This is a genomic window from Leclercia sp. M-A074-M, assembly GCF_965195605.1.
GTDB lineage: Bacteria > Pseudomonadota > Gammaproteobacteria > Enterobacterales > Enterobacteriaceae > Enterobacter.
Genome location: NZ_CBDAHM010000015.1, coordinates 40,342 through 53,556 on the forward strand (window position 1 = coordinate 40,342; position 13,215 = coordinate 53,556).

General features: G+C 54.5%; 20 protein-coding genes. All 20 read right to left on the minus strand.

Annotation, left to right across the window (positions count from 1 at the left end):
- Window positions 1-63: 63 nt before the first annotated feature.
- The 20 genes from ACOKCT_RS21670 to ACOKCT_RS21765 all read right to left on the minus strand — a co-directional run bounded on the left by ACOKCT_RS21670 (window position 64) and on the right by ACOKCT_RS21765 (window position 13,198).
- Window positions 64-345 (minus strand): phage tail assembly protein T, encoded by a 282-nt coding sequence (locus ACOKCT_RS21670; protein ID WP_420193872.1) that lies wholly within the window; start codon window positions 343-345, stop codon window positions 64-66.
- A 23-nt stretch (window positions 346-368) separates the two neighbouring features.
- Window positions 369-734, minus strand: coding sequence for a phage tail assembly chaperone (locus ACOKCT_RS21675; RefSeq protein ID WP_420193873.1), 366 nt, complete (start codon window positions 732-734; stop codon window positions 369-371).
- A gap of 32 nt (window positions 735-766) precedes the next feature.
- Window positions 767-1,480, minus strand: coding sequence for a phage tail tube protein (locus ACOKCT_RS21680; protein WP_420193874.1), 714 nt, complete (start codon window positions 1,478-1,480; stop codon window positions 767-769).
- 57 nt (window positions 1,481-1,537) lie between these two features.
- On the minus strand, window positions 1,538-1,885 hold the full coding sequence (locus ACOKCT_RS21685) for a hypothetical protein (RefSeq protein WP_420193875.1): 348 nt from the start codon (window positions 1,883-1,885) through the stop codon (window positions 1,538-1,540).
- The gene (locus tag ACOKCT_RS21690; RefSeq protein WP_420193876.1) at window positions 1,882-2,328 is read right to left on the minus strand and encodes an HK97-gp10 family putative phage morphogenesis protein; all 447 of its coding nucleotides are present in this window, start codon (window positions 2,326-2,328) and stop codon (window positions 1,882-1,884) included. The genes ACOKCT_RS21685 and ACOKCT_RS21690 overlap by 4 nt, the downstream gene beginning before the upstream one ends.
- On the minus strand, window positions 2,325-2,663 hold the full coding sequence (locus ACOKCT_RS21695; protein ID WP_195319645.1) for a phage head closure protein: 339 nt from the start codon (window positions 2,661-2,663) through the stop codon (window positions 2,325-2,327). The genes ACOKCT_RS21690 and ACOKCT_RS21695 overlap by 4 nt, the downstream gene beginning before the upstream one ends.
- A gap of 8 nt (window positions 2,664-2,671) precedes the next feature.
- Complete coding sequence (locus ACOKCT_RS21700) at window positions 2,672-2,992, minus strand: head-tail connector protein (protein WP_114388399.1); 321 nt, start codon at window positions 2,990-2,992, stop codon at window positions 2,672-2,674.
- An 80-nt stretch (window positions 2,993-3,072) separates the two neighbouring features.
- Window positions 3,073-4,299 (minus strand): phage major capsid protein, encoded by a 1,227-nt coding sequence (locus ACOKCT_RS21705; RefSeq protein ID WP_420193877.1) that lies wholly within the window; start codon window positions 4,297-4,299, stop codon window positions 3,073-3,075.
- A gap of 9 nt (window positions 4,300-4,308) precedes the next feature.
- Window positions 4,309-4,908 (minus strand): HK97 family phage prohead protease, encoded by a 600-nt coding sequence (locus ACOKCT_RS21710; RefSeq protein ID WP_114386596.1) that lies wholly within the window; start codon window positions 4,906-4,908, stop codon window positions 4,309-4,311.
- Window positions 4,901-6,127 carry a phage portal protein gene (locus tag ACOKCT_RS21715; RefSeq protein WP_420193878.1) on the minus strand — a complete coding sequence of 409 codons (1,227 nt, stop codon included), beginning with the start codon at window positions 6,125-6,127 and terminating at the stop codon, window positions 4,901-4,903. Before ACOKCT_RS21715 ends, ACOKCT_RS21710 begins: the two co-directional genes overlap by 8 nt.
- Complete coding sequence (locus ACOKCT_RS21720; protein ID WP_306738184.1) at window positions 6,117-6,278, minus strand: hypothetical protein; 162 nt, start codon at window positions 6,276-6,278, stop codon at window positions 6,117-6,119. Before ACOKCT_RS21720 ends, ACOKCT_RS21715 begins: the two co-directional genes overlap by 11 nt.
- On the minus strand, window positions 6,275-8,008 hold the full coding sequence (locus ACOKCT_RS21725; protein ID WP_420193879.1) for a terminase large subunit: 1,734 nt from the start codon (window positions 8,006-8,008) through the stop codon (window positions 6,275-6,277). Before ACOKCT_RS21725 ends, ACOKCT_RS21720 begins: the two co-directional genes overlap by 4 nt.
- On the minus strand, window positions 8,005-8,499 hold the full coding sequence (locus ACOKCT_RS21730; protein WP_420193880.1) for a phage terminase small subunit P27 family: 495 nt from the start codon (window positions 8,497-8,499) through the stop codon (window positions 8,005-8,007). The genes ACOKCT_RS21725 and ACOKCT_RS21730 overlap by 4 nt, the downstream gene beginning before the upstream one ends.
- A 130-nt stretch (window positions 8,500-8,629) precedes the next feature.
- Entirely contained in the window at window positions 8,630-8,980 is a 351-nt protein-coding gene (locus ACOKCT_RS21735) for an HNH endonuclease (RefSeq protein ID WP_420193904.1), read from the minus strand.
- Between the two features lie 329 nt (window positions 8,981-9,309).
- Window positions 9,310-10,110: a S1 family peptidase gene (locus tag ACOKCT_RS21740; RefSeq protein ID WP_420193905.1), complete on the minus strand. Its 801-nt coding sequence runs from the start codon at window positions 10,108-10,110 to the stop codon at window positions 9,310-9,312.
- A 121-nt stretch (window positions 10,111-10,231) separates the two neighbouring features.
- Window positions 10,232-10,555, minus strand: a complete 324-nt coding sequence (gene lysC, locus ACOKCT_RS21745) for an Rz1-like lysis system protein LysC (RefSeq protein WP_420193881.1) — start codon at window positions 10,553-10,555, stop codon at window positions 10,232-10,234.
- 216 nt (window positions 10,556-10,771) lie between these two features.
- Entirely contained in the window at window positions 10,772-11,386 is a 615-nt protein-coding gene (locus ACOKCT_RS21750) for a glycoside hydrolase family 19 protein (RefSeq protein ID WP_420193882.1), read from the minus strand.
- 8 nt (window positions 11,387-11,394) lie between these two features.
- Window positions 11,395-11,730, minus strand: coding sequence for a phage holin, lambda family (locus ACOKCT_RS21755; RefSeq protein WP_039028981.1), 336 nt, complete (start codon window positions 11,728-11,730; stop codon window positions 11,395-11,397).
- A 150-nt stretch (window positions 11,731-11,880) separates the two neighbouring features.
- Entirely contained in the window at window positions 11,881-12,180 is a 300-nt protein-coding gene (locus tag ACOKCT_RS21760) for a hypothetical protein (RefSeq protein ID WP_420193883.1), read from the minus strand.
- Between the two features lie 196 nt (window positions 12,181-12,376).
- The gene (locus ACOKCT_RS21765; protein WP_420193884.1) at window positions 12,377-13,198 is read right to left on the minus strand and encodes an antitermination protein; all 822 of its coding nucleotides are present in this window, start codon (window positions 13,196-13,198) and stop codon (window positions 12,377-12,379) included.
- Between the last annotated feature and the right edge of the window lie 17 nt (window positions 13,199-13,215).

The following is a 13,215-nucleotide window of genomic DNA, read 5'->3' on the forward strand; positions in this document are numbered from 1 at the left end:
ACTATCCCCAGAAATAAAAAAGCCCCGTTTTGAGAGGCATGAGTTGCTACGTGAAGAAAAAAGTCATCTGGCTGCTTCCAAAAATGCAGCCTCTAAACCGGCAAACGGATCTTTTTGACTCACCTCTTCCGCATCGCCCGCCCACTGAATGACCGCTTCATCTATCGGCACTTTGACGCCTTGCGCCCCATAGATTGCCGAAACGAGCTGGGCATTATGAATGTCACCCCGGACATCTCCGACCGGGCTGGTACGATCGTATTCAGCCCACATCAGTAATTCACTGGGAGCCATGGTTTGGCGCAACTCCGCCAGGGTACGGCCCATTCTCAGAGCCAGCGCCATCAGAAACTTCATGCCCGGCGTTGCTACTTTTTTTTGGCGTCGTCACTGCTGGTTATCAGATCCAGAGCCTGCTTCAGCAGTCGGGAGTGAACCGGTCCGTATACGCCCTGCACCTCTTCGGCATCTTCAAGCGTAAAAACAGGCTCCTGATTTTCGTCACAGACCACATCGATAAACAGCGTCACGTCGGCGCGCAGGTTACGCATGGCCTTTTCTGAGACGGAAAGCTCTTCATCGCTGTCTTTAACGATCTCTTGCCAGCGAAGCCATGCTTCTGCTGATGGCTCACGCAGAATTACCTTGGCACCGCCCCACTCTTTGACGGCTTCAGTTTTATTACGGAAGCCGGACAAGCGAGCCAGTGCCAGCTCACGAATGTTTTTACCCATGTAATTTCTTCGCCGGTTTCCCGGCGCTCCGGTTAACTAATTTCTACGTCGCAAACAGTTGAAACAATGGTCGCGCCCACTGCATCGGTTACGATCACCTGACGATGGCCGCTTTCGTTCGCCTGCGCGTTATTGAAATCAATGGTCGTTGTAGTGTTGCCCAGGCCGGAATGCGCGCCATTTTTGTACCAGTCGAGCCGGTACGGCGGCACGCCACCGGTAACCACTACTCCAATAGAAAAGTTTTCGCCTACCGCGGCGGTTTTTGTTGCAGGCAGATCGGTAGTAAACGCCAGGGCAACAGCCGGCGGTGCCGTGATACGAGTCGGCTTGCCTTTCAGGCGTAGCGCGAACGTAGCGGCGACAACACCGTTTGTACCAGTAGACCAGGTGTGCTGGCGAACCTCCGCAAAGAACTGGAAACCAACACCTGAAGGAAAGATGATTTTGAAGCCATAAACGGTGTCATTGTCATAGGCGTCACGCAGCGCTGCCTGGCCAGGGTTTTCTTTAAAGTTACCTGATAGGGATACTTCAGAAGCTGCCGCCAGCCCGTTAATATTCTCCTGCTCATCGGAACAAAGCGTGGTGACGTCAATATCCTGCTTCTGACCCGCGGTGAACTGCGCCTCTTTTAGCGTGCATTCCAGCGGCAGGAACACGGTAGCATCGATCGTAGTGGGAGTTGCCGGCACTGAAGTGATCTGAATCTTCGTGCCCTGCGATTTTTCAAACTGAGCGCTCATTCGCTGTCTCCTGAAAATAAGAAACCCGCCGAAGCGGGCGGTTGTGAGTCTGTGGGATCACCAGGTTACGCTCGCCTCAAACGTGGAGCGATAAAGTCGGGAGTCTGGCTCGTAATCCTGATATTTACGGATCTCGGTGATACCGAGAGGAGTAAGCGCTTCAATGGCAAGGCGACGGATTTCCCGCGCACCGTCCACAGTTGACGCATAAACATCGATCTGAATGGTGGTCATTGACTCTGCGGCGCCACAGAACACATCAGCAGAATTTTCCTGCGGCAGTGAGAAGACCAGCCAGGGGGGTGAGATCGAGACATTCCCATCCGGCGATAAAGGTGCGACGTATGGGTAAACCTGTCCGCCAGCCAGGCCGGAGAGCGGAAGATAAATATCTGCTTCAGTCATTTGCTCAGCACCTTATCGATCGCCTGATTCATGCGCTGAACAGCAGCTGCATAAGCTTCATCCTCCCGGGCATCATAAGCGGGCCTGACGAATGGATGAGGTGCCAGTTTGGACGTGCCGAGTTCCACAAAGCGCCAGTAAAAAGCGTTGCGCGGGTTGGACGCCTTCATCGTATTGTCGCTTCCACCGGTTCGGGGATTAACGCCTCTGATATGGACACCAGAAGTGATCTCCCCGCTTCGACCACGCTGTGTTATCACCACCACATTCCGTCGTAGTTTTCCGGTATCCACCGGAGCCCGGTCAATAACCTCCTCACGCAATATGCCAGCGCCAGCCCGAGTAGCATCACGAAGCACTTTGTTGTTCTCAGCTTTGCTCAGCCGGGTGAGGTCGCGAGCGATATCCTCAAGCCCTGAGAAGTCCAGATTCAGATCGATCACTTTTCAGTACCTCTCTTGCAAAGAATTTCCAGCCGGGCGCCCTTCCTGTCAGGAATTGGTTGGCCTACAACGTTAAGCAGCGCGCCGGCAAGCGGCCCAGTTAGTATCTTTAGCCGTGAAGCAGCCGATATGTCCTTACGAAAACGCATCCATACCCTGACTGTTGCCTCAGGCGACTCAGCGCCGGAGGAAAGTTGTTCGCGGCCGCTGACCGCCAGAACCTCACCCCATACTGTTTCCCCATCAGACCACTGCTCAACGGGCTGACCGGAGGGAGATCGGGTGGTTACATAATTCTGAATGGTGACGCGGTGCCGCAGCCTGCCTGCCTGCATATCACCTCCTACAGCGCAATGAACCGGTAAGGTTCAAGAAGAGACTCAAAGCCAAATGGCAGTGTCGACACGATGTTGCCGATGTTCACCGGCTCCCTGTTTTCATACCAGTGTCCGACCAGCAGCATTAGCGCCAGTTTGACGTCATCTTTGATAACCAGCCCATCCGGATCGTTTGTCGGAAGCGCGTCATCATAGAGCTGGCGATTTGTATAGCTCTCAGCCTTACGACGCGCCGCACCGATGTAGATCTCCAGAAGCTGTTTATCCCCCGGGTCATCACCATCAATCCTGCACTGCACTTTGCACTCGTCGATCGTTAGCGCCATTGTCAGTCTCCAGCCCGCAACGGTCTGGTTGCGGGCATAAAAAAACCGCTTACGCGGCATCATGTAAAGCAGGTTAATAATTACGGTGTAGCCGGTTTGCCCTGCAGCGCCTTGATGGCGGCAGTATCCTCCAGTACACAGTCGAAGCGGTGGAAAGCCAGGAACGCCGTCTGATCGTATTCGGCGTAACGCTCAACCAGGCGCTTCAGGGTCATATAGGAAACGCGACGAACGATGAAGCGGTTAAAATCCCCCAGGAAAATGAATTTCTTGCCCGCTGCCGCCGCATCAATTGCCTGATCGATCACATACGGAATTCCCAGAACCGTAGCCGGGGAACCGCCAACAACGTCAGGCAGCCACAGCGGGCGTTTCTGATCATCAACCATCTCTTCAATTACCTGAAGCGTACTGTCATTAAATGCCCAGCGGAATTTAGGTCCGCCGCGATATGCCGGATCAATCGCGTGTTTCAGGCTATTCATTTCCTGCCAGGTGAATGTTGCCGCCGCCGTCGCTAACACTGTCCCGGTTACTGAAGCCGCAAGTCCCTTTGGTTGCAGCGGTGTACCTGCCCCCGTACCCTGGACCAGGTATTTAGCTTCGCCGCGGCCAATGCGCTGTGCAATACGCCCCGCCAGGTATGCTTCAATATCTACGCCGCTGTCCTGCAGCAATTCGTTAGATACGCGGATGATTTTGGATGACAGCTTTTTGGCACCCAGGATCGCCGTGCCGAACGTCACGTCACCTTCAGTGGCTGCGCTGTTTTCAGCGAGCAGCTCGCCTTCTTCAGCAGTACCGTCAGAAGTGGACCAGGTAATATCCTGACCGTTCGAGGTATTGAGAATCTGGGCAACGCTCGCGATCCCGCCGTAAGCCTTCATCGCATCAATGATGGTGTTACGCATCTGGGTAGGTACGGTATAGCCGCCTTTGTCATCAGGAGACGTACCCTGCGCGCGCAGCTCTTTAACGGCCTGGCGCTCTTCGGCGGTGAGTTCACCGAAGCCATGGCGGAGAAGGCGATCAAATGCCGCGGCGCGGCGCTCATCTGCCTGCTTCTCCGGGTTGCTCTGGCGCTGACGCTGCTCCGGCTCCTGCTCGTCAACGTAGCTCTGATCGTGACGGCGCAACTCTTCTTCGCGGCCGATTTGTTCGTCGAGCGCATCCAGCTCGTGTTTTGCTTTATTCCACTGGGTGCGCTGCTCTTCAGTCCAGGTGGTGTTTTCAGGGATACCCTCATGCAGAGCGCGCATCTCGCGGGCAATGGTGTTACGTTTTTGCTTCAGTTCATGCAATTTCATGGTTTTTCCTTACGCGTTAAGAAGAGTCAGCATGCGCTCGCGCGCCGTTCGTTGGTTAATGGCTTGCGCCAGCGCGCCGCTGTCGCGCGCCTCCTGCCAGGCTTTCATGGAGCGAACCCCGGAATCGGCATCCTGATAAGCCGGATAGGTCACCGGACTGACATCAAAGAGCCGGGAAAAGCGGTTAATCTCGCGAATGACGATGCCCTCATCGTCCTGGTACCAGTGTTCGCCATCGTGGGCGATCCTGAATGCGAAAGACGACTGGGTGATATCGCCGCGCATCATCGGCGCCAGCACCAGATCGCGAATGGTCTGGGTGTCAGGGGCCGCGATGTCGTAGCGAAGCCCTTTATCATCGACGCTGACGCTCAACGTGCCGGAAGCGCTGCGCCCGAGGATAAAGTTCGGGTCATGGTTAAACAGCCCGCGGATATCGTCACCCAGCACGTCATCGAAAGCGCCGGGCTTAATAATCTCGCGGAATCCCCAGAGGGGTTCGGAGCGGCTGTTAAACACCGATCCGTAACCGATAATGCGCGTGGGCTGTTCCCCCAGCTGTTCGGCACGGACCTCACCGCTGTAACAGCGAGTCTCGCGATCACTCATCGGTTTTTTCCTTTTCGGTTTTGGTGGTTTTGAAATCATCCGCCGGGTTGGCGGCGTTGACGCTGACGAGCATTTCGTCCAGGCCGTCGACCGGGTTCATATCCTCGAAAGCGCGGGCTTCGTTGCGGCTCATCCAGCCGTCGGTGATCGCGAAGTGATAGAACTGCGCGCGTTCCTGCGGGGTGCCGCGTAACAGGCCAGTAAGGTTAAACCGGACGTAATACCCGGCGGCCAGCTCGGCGCGGGTAAACAGGCGGCGGTTAAGCTCCTGCTCCCAGTTTGTCACCCAGGGCATCATCGAGTACCGGACAAACTGAATGGCCTGCTGTGTGATGTTGCTGAAGGTGGCTTTTTCCAGGTCGTTAATCATGTGCGCCGGCACGTTGAAGATCCCGGCAATCATCGAGCGGTTGAGCTTTGACATGTCGATGATCTGGGCATCTATCGGCGACACGGTCAGCGCCTTGTAATCCAGATCCGCAGGCAAGAGCATGGTTTTGTTTTCCTGGCTGCGTAACGCCTGGGCTGCCTTTTTCCATTGATCTTTTAGCCTGCCCCAGCTTGTGTTATCCAGCGCTGTTTTTACCGACACGATTCCCGCTGGGCGGGCATTGCCGCTGAAGAAACTTTCCGTATACTTCTGCCCGCTCATGCCCATGCCGATCGTTTCGGCGTGCTGCATCACCGGGCTGAGGCCCATTTTCTGGTTATTCCCCAGCGCCCGGATGTGAATCATGTCGTCAGGGCTGATGGCGAAGGCTCCCTCTTCGTTATAAACGCCGTAGGTGTAGCGTCCTCCAGTATTAATCAGGGTCGTTTCCCAGGGCATACAGCAGTCCAGGGAGGTGACTTCTCCGCGGCGGCTGCGCTTGACCCAGGTGTAGCCGTTGCCCCAGCCGAGGATGTGGCGTTGCTTCAGTTCGCGCCACTTATAGCTGGTTTGCCAGCTGTTCGGCTCATCATGAACCAGATAAAACGCCGGGTGATCCCGCGCTGGCTCGACCTTGCCGTTGTGCTTTCGCATGACATGCAGCGGCATCTGGGCGAGGTTCGAGGACAGGACGTAAATGCAGGCATATACCGCCGCGAGCTTCATCGCCGTCTCAGGGCTGACATATACGTCTGCTGCAAACAACCCGTCGGCATCTACCAGTTCACCGCTGATTGGCGTGGCCGGGTTCTCAAGAGATTCACTTCTGAACAGAGAGTCAAACAGCACGCTTCCCCCTTCTGGCCATAGCCAGGGCGCCCACCAGCAGGAGCCCGCCGGAGAACATCAATGCCGGAGCCAACCCAAACTGCAGGTAAAATCCGGCGGTGAGCAGGCCGTACCCGGCCAGCCCGATAACATCAGTAATCAGTGATTTCATAAAATTAGGAGGTCATCGTCCGGATCAAGGGATGAGAGGAAATTGCCAGGCTCTTTGAGCATTGCCCGCCCGATAGTCATAATCAGCGCAACCGCGCCGTCAATTTTGTTTTCGTTCTGCTCTTTGATGGGTTTAACCACATCGTCGTTACCAGGCAGATACTTCCCCACGACGTTGCTGATACACCAGCTCATGATGGGGTTGCCGTCGTGATGAAAGCGGCCCGACTCAATTGCGGCTTCCAGCTCCTTCATCGGGTCAGACATGTTGGTGTAGTTCTGGATGATGGTGACGGGATTCAGCTCTTCATCGGCCAGGTCGTGTGAAAGGCCGGTAGCGCCAAACGGGTCAATCGGTGACTCACTGACTGGGTTCAGTCTATTTGCCGCTTTCGCCTCTTCAAGGATGTAGCGGTAATCCACCTCCGCCCCGTCAGTTACTGTCAGTAACCCCATCTCAACCCATTTCTGAAAGCGCTCAGCTGTACGGCGATCCTCGTTTTTCTCGACGCTGTATACCGTGTCATACGGCACCCAGAAGCGTGGTGCCACGCAGTAGTAATGCGTCTTCCCGTCGATTTCCCGGGTAAACAGGCGTGCCATGCTGTTCATATCCAGTTTGCGCGCCAGGTCGAACGCCAGCACACAGGGTTGCCCCTCGAACTGTTCCAGCGTCAGCGTCTTGTCTTCGCAGTTCTGCCAGGACACCAGGTTGAAGAACGCGGCCCGGGCAGCCACCCAGATATTGAGGTGCTTCGTTTTGAACACGCCCGCCTGGCGGGCATTATTGATAGCGCGCTGTTGCTGGCTCAGCAGGAAGTCGCGGTAGACCGACACTCCCATATTCGGGTTTGCCTTCTCCAGCACCTTAGGGTCGGTCCAGTCGTCACCTTCATCGACCGTATAAACCACGCCGAACAACTCCTCGTTGGGCACCGAGCCATTCAGCATCTCAAGCACTTCACGGCGTTTGTCGTAGCAAGGCCCTTCGATGTTGTAGCCCGCTGTGGTGATCGCCCACATCAGCGGCTGCCGGCGGGCACCCATGCCCGTCAGCATCGTGGTGTACAGCGCATCGGTCGGGTGCTCGTGATATTCGTCGACTATCGCACAGTGTGGCGAGGCCCCGTCGCCGGGGTTACCGATCAGCGGCTCGAAGCGGGCGCCGTCTTCCGGCCGGTTCAGGTTTGAAGCGTTGACCTCGATGCCGAACGCCTCCACCAGCAGTGGGGTTCGTTTGCACATCAGGCGCGCAGGCCGGAAAACTTCCCACGCCTGCTTTTCTGTCGTGGCGCCAGAATAGACCTCGGCACCGAACTCGTTGTCACAGGTGAAGCAGTACAGCGCTACGCCGGCAGAGATCGCCGACTTGCCATTCTTGCGGGGGATCTCGGTGTAAACCTCCCGGAAACGGCGAAGCCTTGTCCCCTTCTGCACCCAGCCAAAAGCACAGCAGATGATAAAGAGCTGCCAGGGCTCCAGGGTGATCGGCATCCGCTTGAATGCCCACTCCCCTTTGGTGTGCGGCAGTAGCTGAATAAACTTCGCGGCCTTCTCCGCAATGTCTTTGTCAAAGCGGTACCGGAATTTACGGCTTTTCTCCTGAGCCATATCGTCGATATGGCGCTGGCAGGCCTGAATGACATACTGGCAAGCCGGGATCTTCCCCCGCACAACGTTGCGGGCATACTGATTCGCGGCGTTAACGTTGGGATACGATTTCCGGCTCATGAGCTGATCATCTTCAGGAATGGGTTGGAGGTTTTCTTCTGACCGGCAAGCCCGACCAGACGTTGGCGACTGCTGGGGTCGAGGCCCAGCATTGAACCGGTAGAACTCATCTCCGATTCCTGTTCTTTCTTCGCGGTCAGCTCAGGGTTCTTTATCTTGCCGCCCATCGCACCGGTTATGGACAGGCCTTCCACAGCGATATTCTTTACCGCCCGGCGCCAGAATTCGTACGCGACACACCAGCGCTCGAGCACGGCGAGATCGGTAACGCAGATCAGGCCTTGTCCGCATAATTCTTTTGTGGTCAGTTCCCACATAATCGCCGCGAGCGGCAGATTTTCTTCTTCAAACCAGTCCGGCGGCGACACACCCTTAATAGGGGTGAACACCGGCTCTTCTTTATTCAGGGCTCGCTTACCGGGGTTCCCGGCCAGCTCCTTGCGCGCCGTTGGCTTTGGGCGGCGCCCGGAACGCCCCGCCGTTCCAGCCATAAGCGACACTCCTGGTTAAATTTGATTTTTCGCGGGTATAAAAAAACGAGGAGGCGGGCAGTCCGGAAAGCTTCCGGCCACAGGGATTTGACTACCCCCTCCCCCGCCAAGATGCAATCGAGAATCACTCTCACTTTATGCGGTCGCGTGCGGTCTTCCTGGCGTGGCAGGACCAGCAGAGGCTCTGCAGGTTCGTGTCATCGTCAGTGCCGCCATGCGCTTTAGGGATGATGTGGTCAACGCACGAAGCCGACTTAGCGACGCCCTGCTTCAGATGATCCTGGCAGAGCCCTTTGTCGCGCTTCAGGATGCGCTCACGTATGCCCTCCCACTTTGTGCCGTAGCCACGCTGGTGCCGGGTCTGGCCGGGCTTGTATTGCTTCCAGCCTTCCCCCTTGTGTGCATCGCAATAGCCTGAAGGGTCTGTGGTTATCGAATGGCAGCCGCGAACGCGACAGGCCTTCGGTGTGCGTGGCGGCATGCTTACTCCAAAAGAAAAGCCACTAACGGATGCCAGTGGCTTGATGTAGGCGTGGTGACCGGTACTGCCACGGCATTCTGTCGCGCAGAACGGCGGGGATTCGTCGAAGCGAGTCTGGTTTCCGGCTTGCCCGTTTCTCACGAGACGCTTTGGCGCGCAGGTCAGCATCCAGCATTCACCACTATTTGACATTATCTCAGGCACTGAGTGAATGCCTGCTGCAAAAACTTATCCTCTATAGAGGATATTCATGTTTTATCCTCTATAGCCATTACGATAGGTTTGCCTATCGTAATGTACTCAAAAAAACCGCCTGAAAGCGGCTTGCATTAGAGCCCCAAGAGCGGCTTAAAGTCATATAACTTTTCAGCATTAATGACCAATCCTAGGTTCATCGTTATTGATGAACGGACAACTTGTGTAGCGGCTGTTGGCACGTCAATAATTTCAATATTGCCGCTAACATTAGTTACCGGCCCCGCGTATAGCAAACCAAGGAAAATTAATCTTTCACCCATTGCAAATCCGTTATTCGTGGCATATGAGCCTTGGTTCATAATATACACAGGAGAACCGCTTGAACCACCGAAGCATGCCATATCAATAAGAAACTCAGGTCTACCCTTCCATTTTTCCAAAGGTGAGGATGCGGTGATGCCTTTCCTTGTCACAGGTCTGTTATTTACAGAATCCCACAATCCATTTGGATATCCTGTCATGTAAACGTCTTCAACTGGAGAAATGTACCTATCACCTCGCATCTGAAGATCCGAAAAATAGAAGATTTCTGGATAAATACCGCTCTTTTCCATCTGTTTTATCCACCTACCAACACGTAATACACATATATCTACATCTGTGTCTGGGTGCATAAGGAAAGAGTTTTCACCATCTGAAATAGTTAGGGTAAAAACCTTGTTATCCGGATTGTCTCGACTAGTTACGTTTAAACGTAGTCTAATTTCAGATGCACCACTAACAACATGTTTGTTAGTCACTAGCAGTGGAAAAATATTATCACTACCCTCAATACTAAAACAGAACCAGAAAGCAGTTCCTACCGAGGTGCCGTTCGGAGTATCACTTTCAACTCTTACTGTAGATTTATAAATATCTTGGCTAAATGGCATATCCATACTCCCCATGTTTAAAATGGGAATCAATCTAGCATCAATCACATAAGAATTATCTGATCTGCTCGATATAATGAGCACGGATATAAATCCTCTCCGTTGCAGCATAAAAGTTCCGCTATAGATTAGCGCGTAATGTTTCAATCTTCCTGATGCCTGCCTTGTCGATGTTGCACTGGCCCAGCGCCGACAGCAGGCTCACATTCATATCCAGACTGGCCCCGAAGGTCAGCGGGTCGGGAATGGCTGGCTGTTCCGTCTCAGCTGTCAGGTTTGCCGGAAGCGGCACTACCGGAACCGGTACGTAAACTGTCCGCGAATTGCCGCAACCGGTCAGCAGCTGCAGGAGGCACAGGCTGACGAGCGCAATCATCATTCGCAACAGCCACTTTGATATCTGCCTGGGCTCTCTGTGACTCCAGTGTGATCTGGTTCTTTGCATGCTGATTTGCTCCCAGAACGATATTAGTTATGGCCACCGTCTTCAGAACGTTGTCCATGACAGTGCGATTGCTGTCGTTCGCTTCCTGCAGCGTGCCCAGGCTGGCATTGATACGAGTGTTTTCGTTCCAGAGCCACGCGAACACCATCAGCGCTGCAACGAATAGCCACCAGCGCCAGTGCGCCTTGAAAAGCTCAAAAGCCGTGATAAGCGCCGTCATGCCAGCGCCGCCTGCGCCCGGCTGTAACGCACCTTGCGGTCAGCCAGCCCATTCTGCCCACCGTTGATGATCTGGGTGACACGCACGATATCGCCGGAATACAGCAGACAACCGCGTAACGCGAAGAGCCAGGCCGCCGAACGGGCAGCGTGTCGTTCCTGTACCAGCAGCTCCGGCGTGCTTACCAGATCCAGTTTCAGGGCGGTACCGCATTTGGTGTAGTTCTCACGCCCGGTGATCTGCAGCAGGCCACGACCGCGATATTTCCAGCCGTCGCCCTCAGCGATGTTGCCCATGCGGCCGCCATATACCAGGTTGGCGATTTGAGGCTGGTGGGCGACCTGCTTACCGTCAACCCGACCCAGCATCTCGCACTGGTACGGCGTCAGGCGTTTACCGAAGGTTTTCTTCAGGCCATCGACCGAGTAGTTGAAGTTCTCCACCAGCGAGGTAAAGCCTGCCGACTCGTGGCCCAGCTGCGCGATGAACATGGCCTGATCGTTAACTGCGGTGATGCCGAACTCTTTCATTGCCGCGTCGATATGCGGATACCAGCGCGCAGCTAACCCGGCGCTTAGCCCGGCCGCCTTCTGAAATTGTGCCTGATTCATAGGGTTCCTTACTTGGTATCACCACCAAAGCGGACGTTGATAACTCGGTTTGCCACAGAACGAACCTGTTCGACGCCGACAAAGCCCAGCGCCCCGCCGATTGCTATAGAGAGGGATTGAGGAAGGTTGACGTAATCCAGAGCGGATACAGCGGTCAATGTCATGGCACCGCACATCAGGCCTTCCAGCAACATCTTTTTCCAGCCACCGCCGCCGTAGGCAATTCTCAGCACTGCCATCACAACCGACAGCAGCACAGCGCCAATGGGTGTTTCACCACGCCACCAGCTATGGAGTAGATCGATTAACTCCGTCCAGGAGTGAGGGTCGTTGTTCATTTTCATGTCTCTCACCTCGCTGGTTCGCGGGTGTGGTATGGGAAGGGATCAGGCTCTCCGGATGAATTAACGACAGGACCTTGATGGGGGTTCCGGGAGCCTGAAATAGAAAAGGCCCCTCAAAGGGGCCTTAGGATTTGCTCGCTAACCAAAATGCTAGCAATTGTCTGGATCTGGTTCTGGCGGCATATGCGTGCCAAAAACACGTGCAGCCTGGAAGTTTACGTAAGGAAGCGTGGCAATTTGGTACTCAGCAACTTCGGCGCCGCGTATTGCCGCAACCTCAAGCTCCACTTGATTTTTTAACGCTGGGAGATTTTCAGTTGGTACAAATTTAAACTTAGAGTTCCAGACATCAACCAAGGAAGACGGATTGTATTGTGTACCATCTTTCTTATCGGCAGCTACAACAGCCTCAGCGAGACTTATCGTTCTATTACGATTTGTAGAATTCATGTGCTTTACCTCGTCAGCAAGGGTTTGTCCGTATAATTAGTATGGCTGCTGACTCAATTGAAGCAATGGCCCGAACCTATGAAAAAACCCGCTCGGTGGCGGGTTTCTTAACTGTGAACATACAATGCCCATCGTTAACGTCAAATTTACACAAAAACGGCAACATTGCAAGTAACGTGATGCGAAAATATGAGATTTAGAGCAAACTTTGCATCCTTGTTACTTTTTTGAGTTCCGCGTCTGCGTTGCCTTCCTCCTGAAAGCACTTCGTCACAAGGCTTTCATAAAACGGCTTCCAGCTATATCGCCAGGTGCGATCAGGAAGACTGTCCAGTTCGGCCAGAACGCCGCGATACGCCACGGATGATTTCGGCCTGCTGTATCCTCGCCCCTCACAGCGTTTGCACTCCTTATATACTGGAGCGCCCTGCAATTCGGTTTGCTTGCGGTCGAGGGTTTGACCAGATCCGCCACACTGGCAGCGCTTACTGAGCTGGCCGGTTCCGTTGCACTTGCCACACAACTGGTGGTCAACATCCTTTACCTCGCGGAAGACTTCAAAGTCAGATGGAGACTGGCCCAGATCCTTGGCAAATTGAGGCAGGCGCATCGAGTAATGGCTTTTGGTGATCACGCTGGATTTGGTAATGAGGCCTTTTCCCTTACATTTCGGGCAGTCGGTACTGTCCGCAGCTGATGAGGCGTAATCCTTAAAAGCGAATCTGGCGAGGATCCGCATGCAGAGTGGAAACTTTTTACCAGCAGCTTTGCGCACTGGCATTGGTGCATGCTGTTTGGCGTACTCCGTCAGCCAGTTGATAGCGGCTTCTTTATCCTGTGGGCTGATACCTGCCTTCCCCAGGTACATAGCCAAACCGATCCCGGCGTCGGCCTGGGTCATGCCCAGCGCCGCCATGATGTCGGTTACCGTTAACTGATCGCCCGCGGTTGCGCGCACGCTATCAGAGATGTGCATCCCTTTCGGTGCAAAAAACTTTAAAACTCCGTCCAGATTCATAGCGTTCTCCACTCCGT

What these genes read in the sequence shown, in the direction of transcription:
- ACOKCT_RS21670 (WP_420193872.1), bottom strand. Translation starts at nt 345, where the DNA reads ATGGCGCTGGCTCTGAGAATGGGCCGTACCCTGGCGGAGTTGCGCCAA.
- ACOKCT_RS21675 (WP_420193873.1), bottom strand. Translation starts at nt 734, where the DNA reads ATGGGTAAAAACATTCGTGAGCTGGCACTGGCTCGCTTGTCCGGCTTC.
- ACOKCT_RS21680 (WP_420193874.1), bottom strand. Translation starts at nt 1,480, where the DNA reads ATGAGCGCTCAGTTTGAAAAATCGCAGGGCACGAAGATTCAGATCACT.
- ACOKCT_RS21685 (WP_420193875.1), bottom strand. Translation starts at nt 1,885, where the DNA reads ATGACTGAAGCAGATATTTATCTTCCGCTCTCCGGCCTGGCTGGCGGA.
- ACOKCT_RS21695 (WP_195319645.1), bottom strand. Translation starts at nt 2,663, where the DNA reads ATGCAGGCAGGCAGGCTGCGGCACCGCGTCACCATTCAGAATTATGTA.
- ACOKCT_RS21700 (WP_114388399.1), bottom strand. Translation starts at nt 2,992, where the DNA reads ATGGCGCTAACGATCGACGAGTGCAAAGTGCAGTGCAGGATTGATGGT.
- ACOKCT_RS21705 (WP_420193877.1), bottom strand. Translation starts at nt 4,299, where the DNA reads ATGAAATTGCATGAACTGAAGCAAAAACGTAACACCATTGCCCGCGAG.
- ACOKCT_RS21710 (WP_114386596.1), bottom strand. Translation starts at nt 4,908, where the DNA reads ATGAGTGATCGCGAGACTCGCTGTTACAGCGGTGAGGTCCGTGCCGAA.
- ACOKCT_RS21720 (WP_306738184.1), bottom strand. Translation starts at nt 6,278, where the DNA reads ATGAAATCACTGATTACTGATGTTATCGGGCTGGCCGGGTACGGCCTG.
- ACOKCT_RS21725 (WP_420193879.1), bottom strand. Translation starts at nt 8,008, where the DNA reads ATGAGCCGGAAATCGTATCCCAACGTTAACGCCGCGAATCAGTATGCC.
- ACOKCT_RS21730 (WP_420193880.1), bottom strand. Translation starts at nt 8,499, where the DNA reads ATGGCTGGAACGGCGGGGCGTTCCGGGCGCCGCCCAAAGCCAACGGCG.
- ACOKCT_RS21735 (WP_420193904.1), bottom strand. Translation starts at nt 8,980, where the DNA reads ATGCCGCCACGCACACCGAAGGCCTGTCGCGTTCGCGGCTGCCATTCG.
- ACOKCT_RS21740 (WP_420193905.1), bottom strand. Translation starts at nt 10,110, where the DNA reads ATGCCATTTAGCCAAGATATTTATAAATCTACAGTAAGAGTTGAAAGT.
- lysC (WP_420193881.1), bottom strand. Translation starts at nt 10,555, where the DNA reads ATGCAAAGAACCAGATCACACTGGAGTCACAGAGAGCCCAGGCAGATA.
- ACOKCT_RS21750 (WP_420193882.1), bottom strand. Translation starts at nt 11,386, where the DNA reads ATGAATCAGGCACAATTTCAGAAGGCGGCCGGGCTAAGCGCCGGGTTA.
- ACOKCT_RS21755 (WP_039028981.1), bottom strand. Translation starts at nt 11,730, where the DNA reads ATGAAAATGAACAACGACCCTCACTCCTGGACGGAGTTAATCGATCTA.
- ACOKCT_RS21760 (WP_420193883.1), bottom strand. Translation starts at nt 12,180, where the DNA reads ATGAATTCTACAAATCGTAATAGAACGATAAGTCTCGCTGAGGCTGTT.
- ACOKCT_RS21765 (WP_420193884.1), bottom strand. Translation starts at nt 13,198, where the DNA reads ATGAATCTGGACGGAGTTTTAAAGTTTTTTGCACCGAAAGGGATGCAC.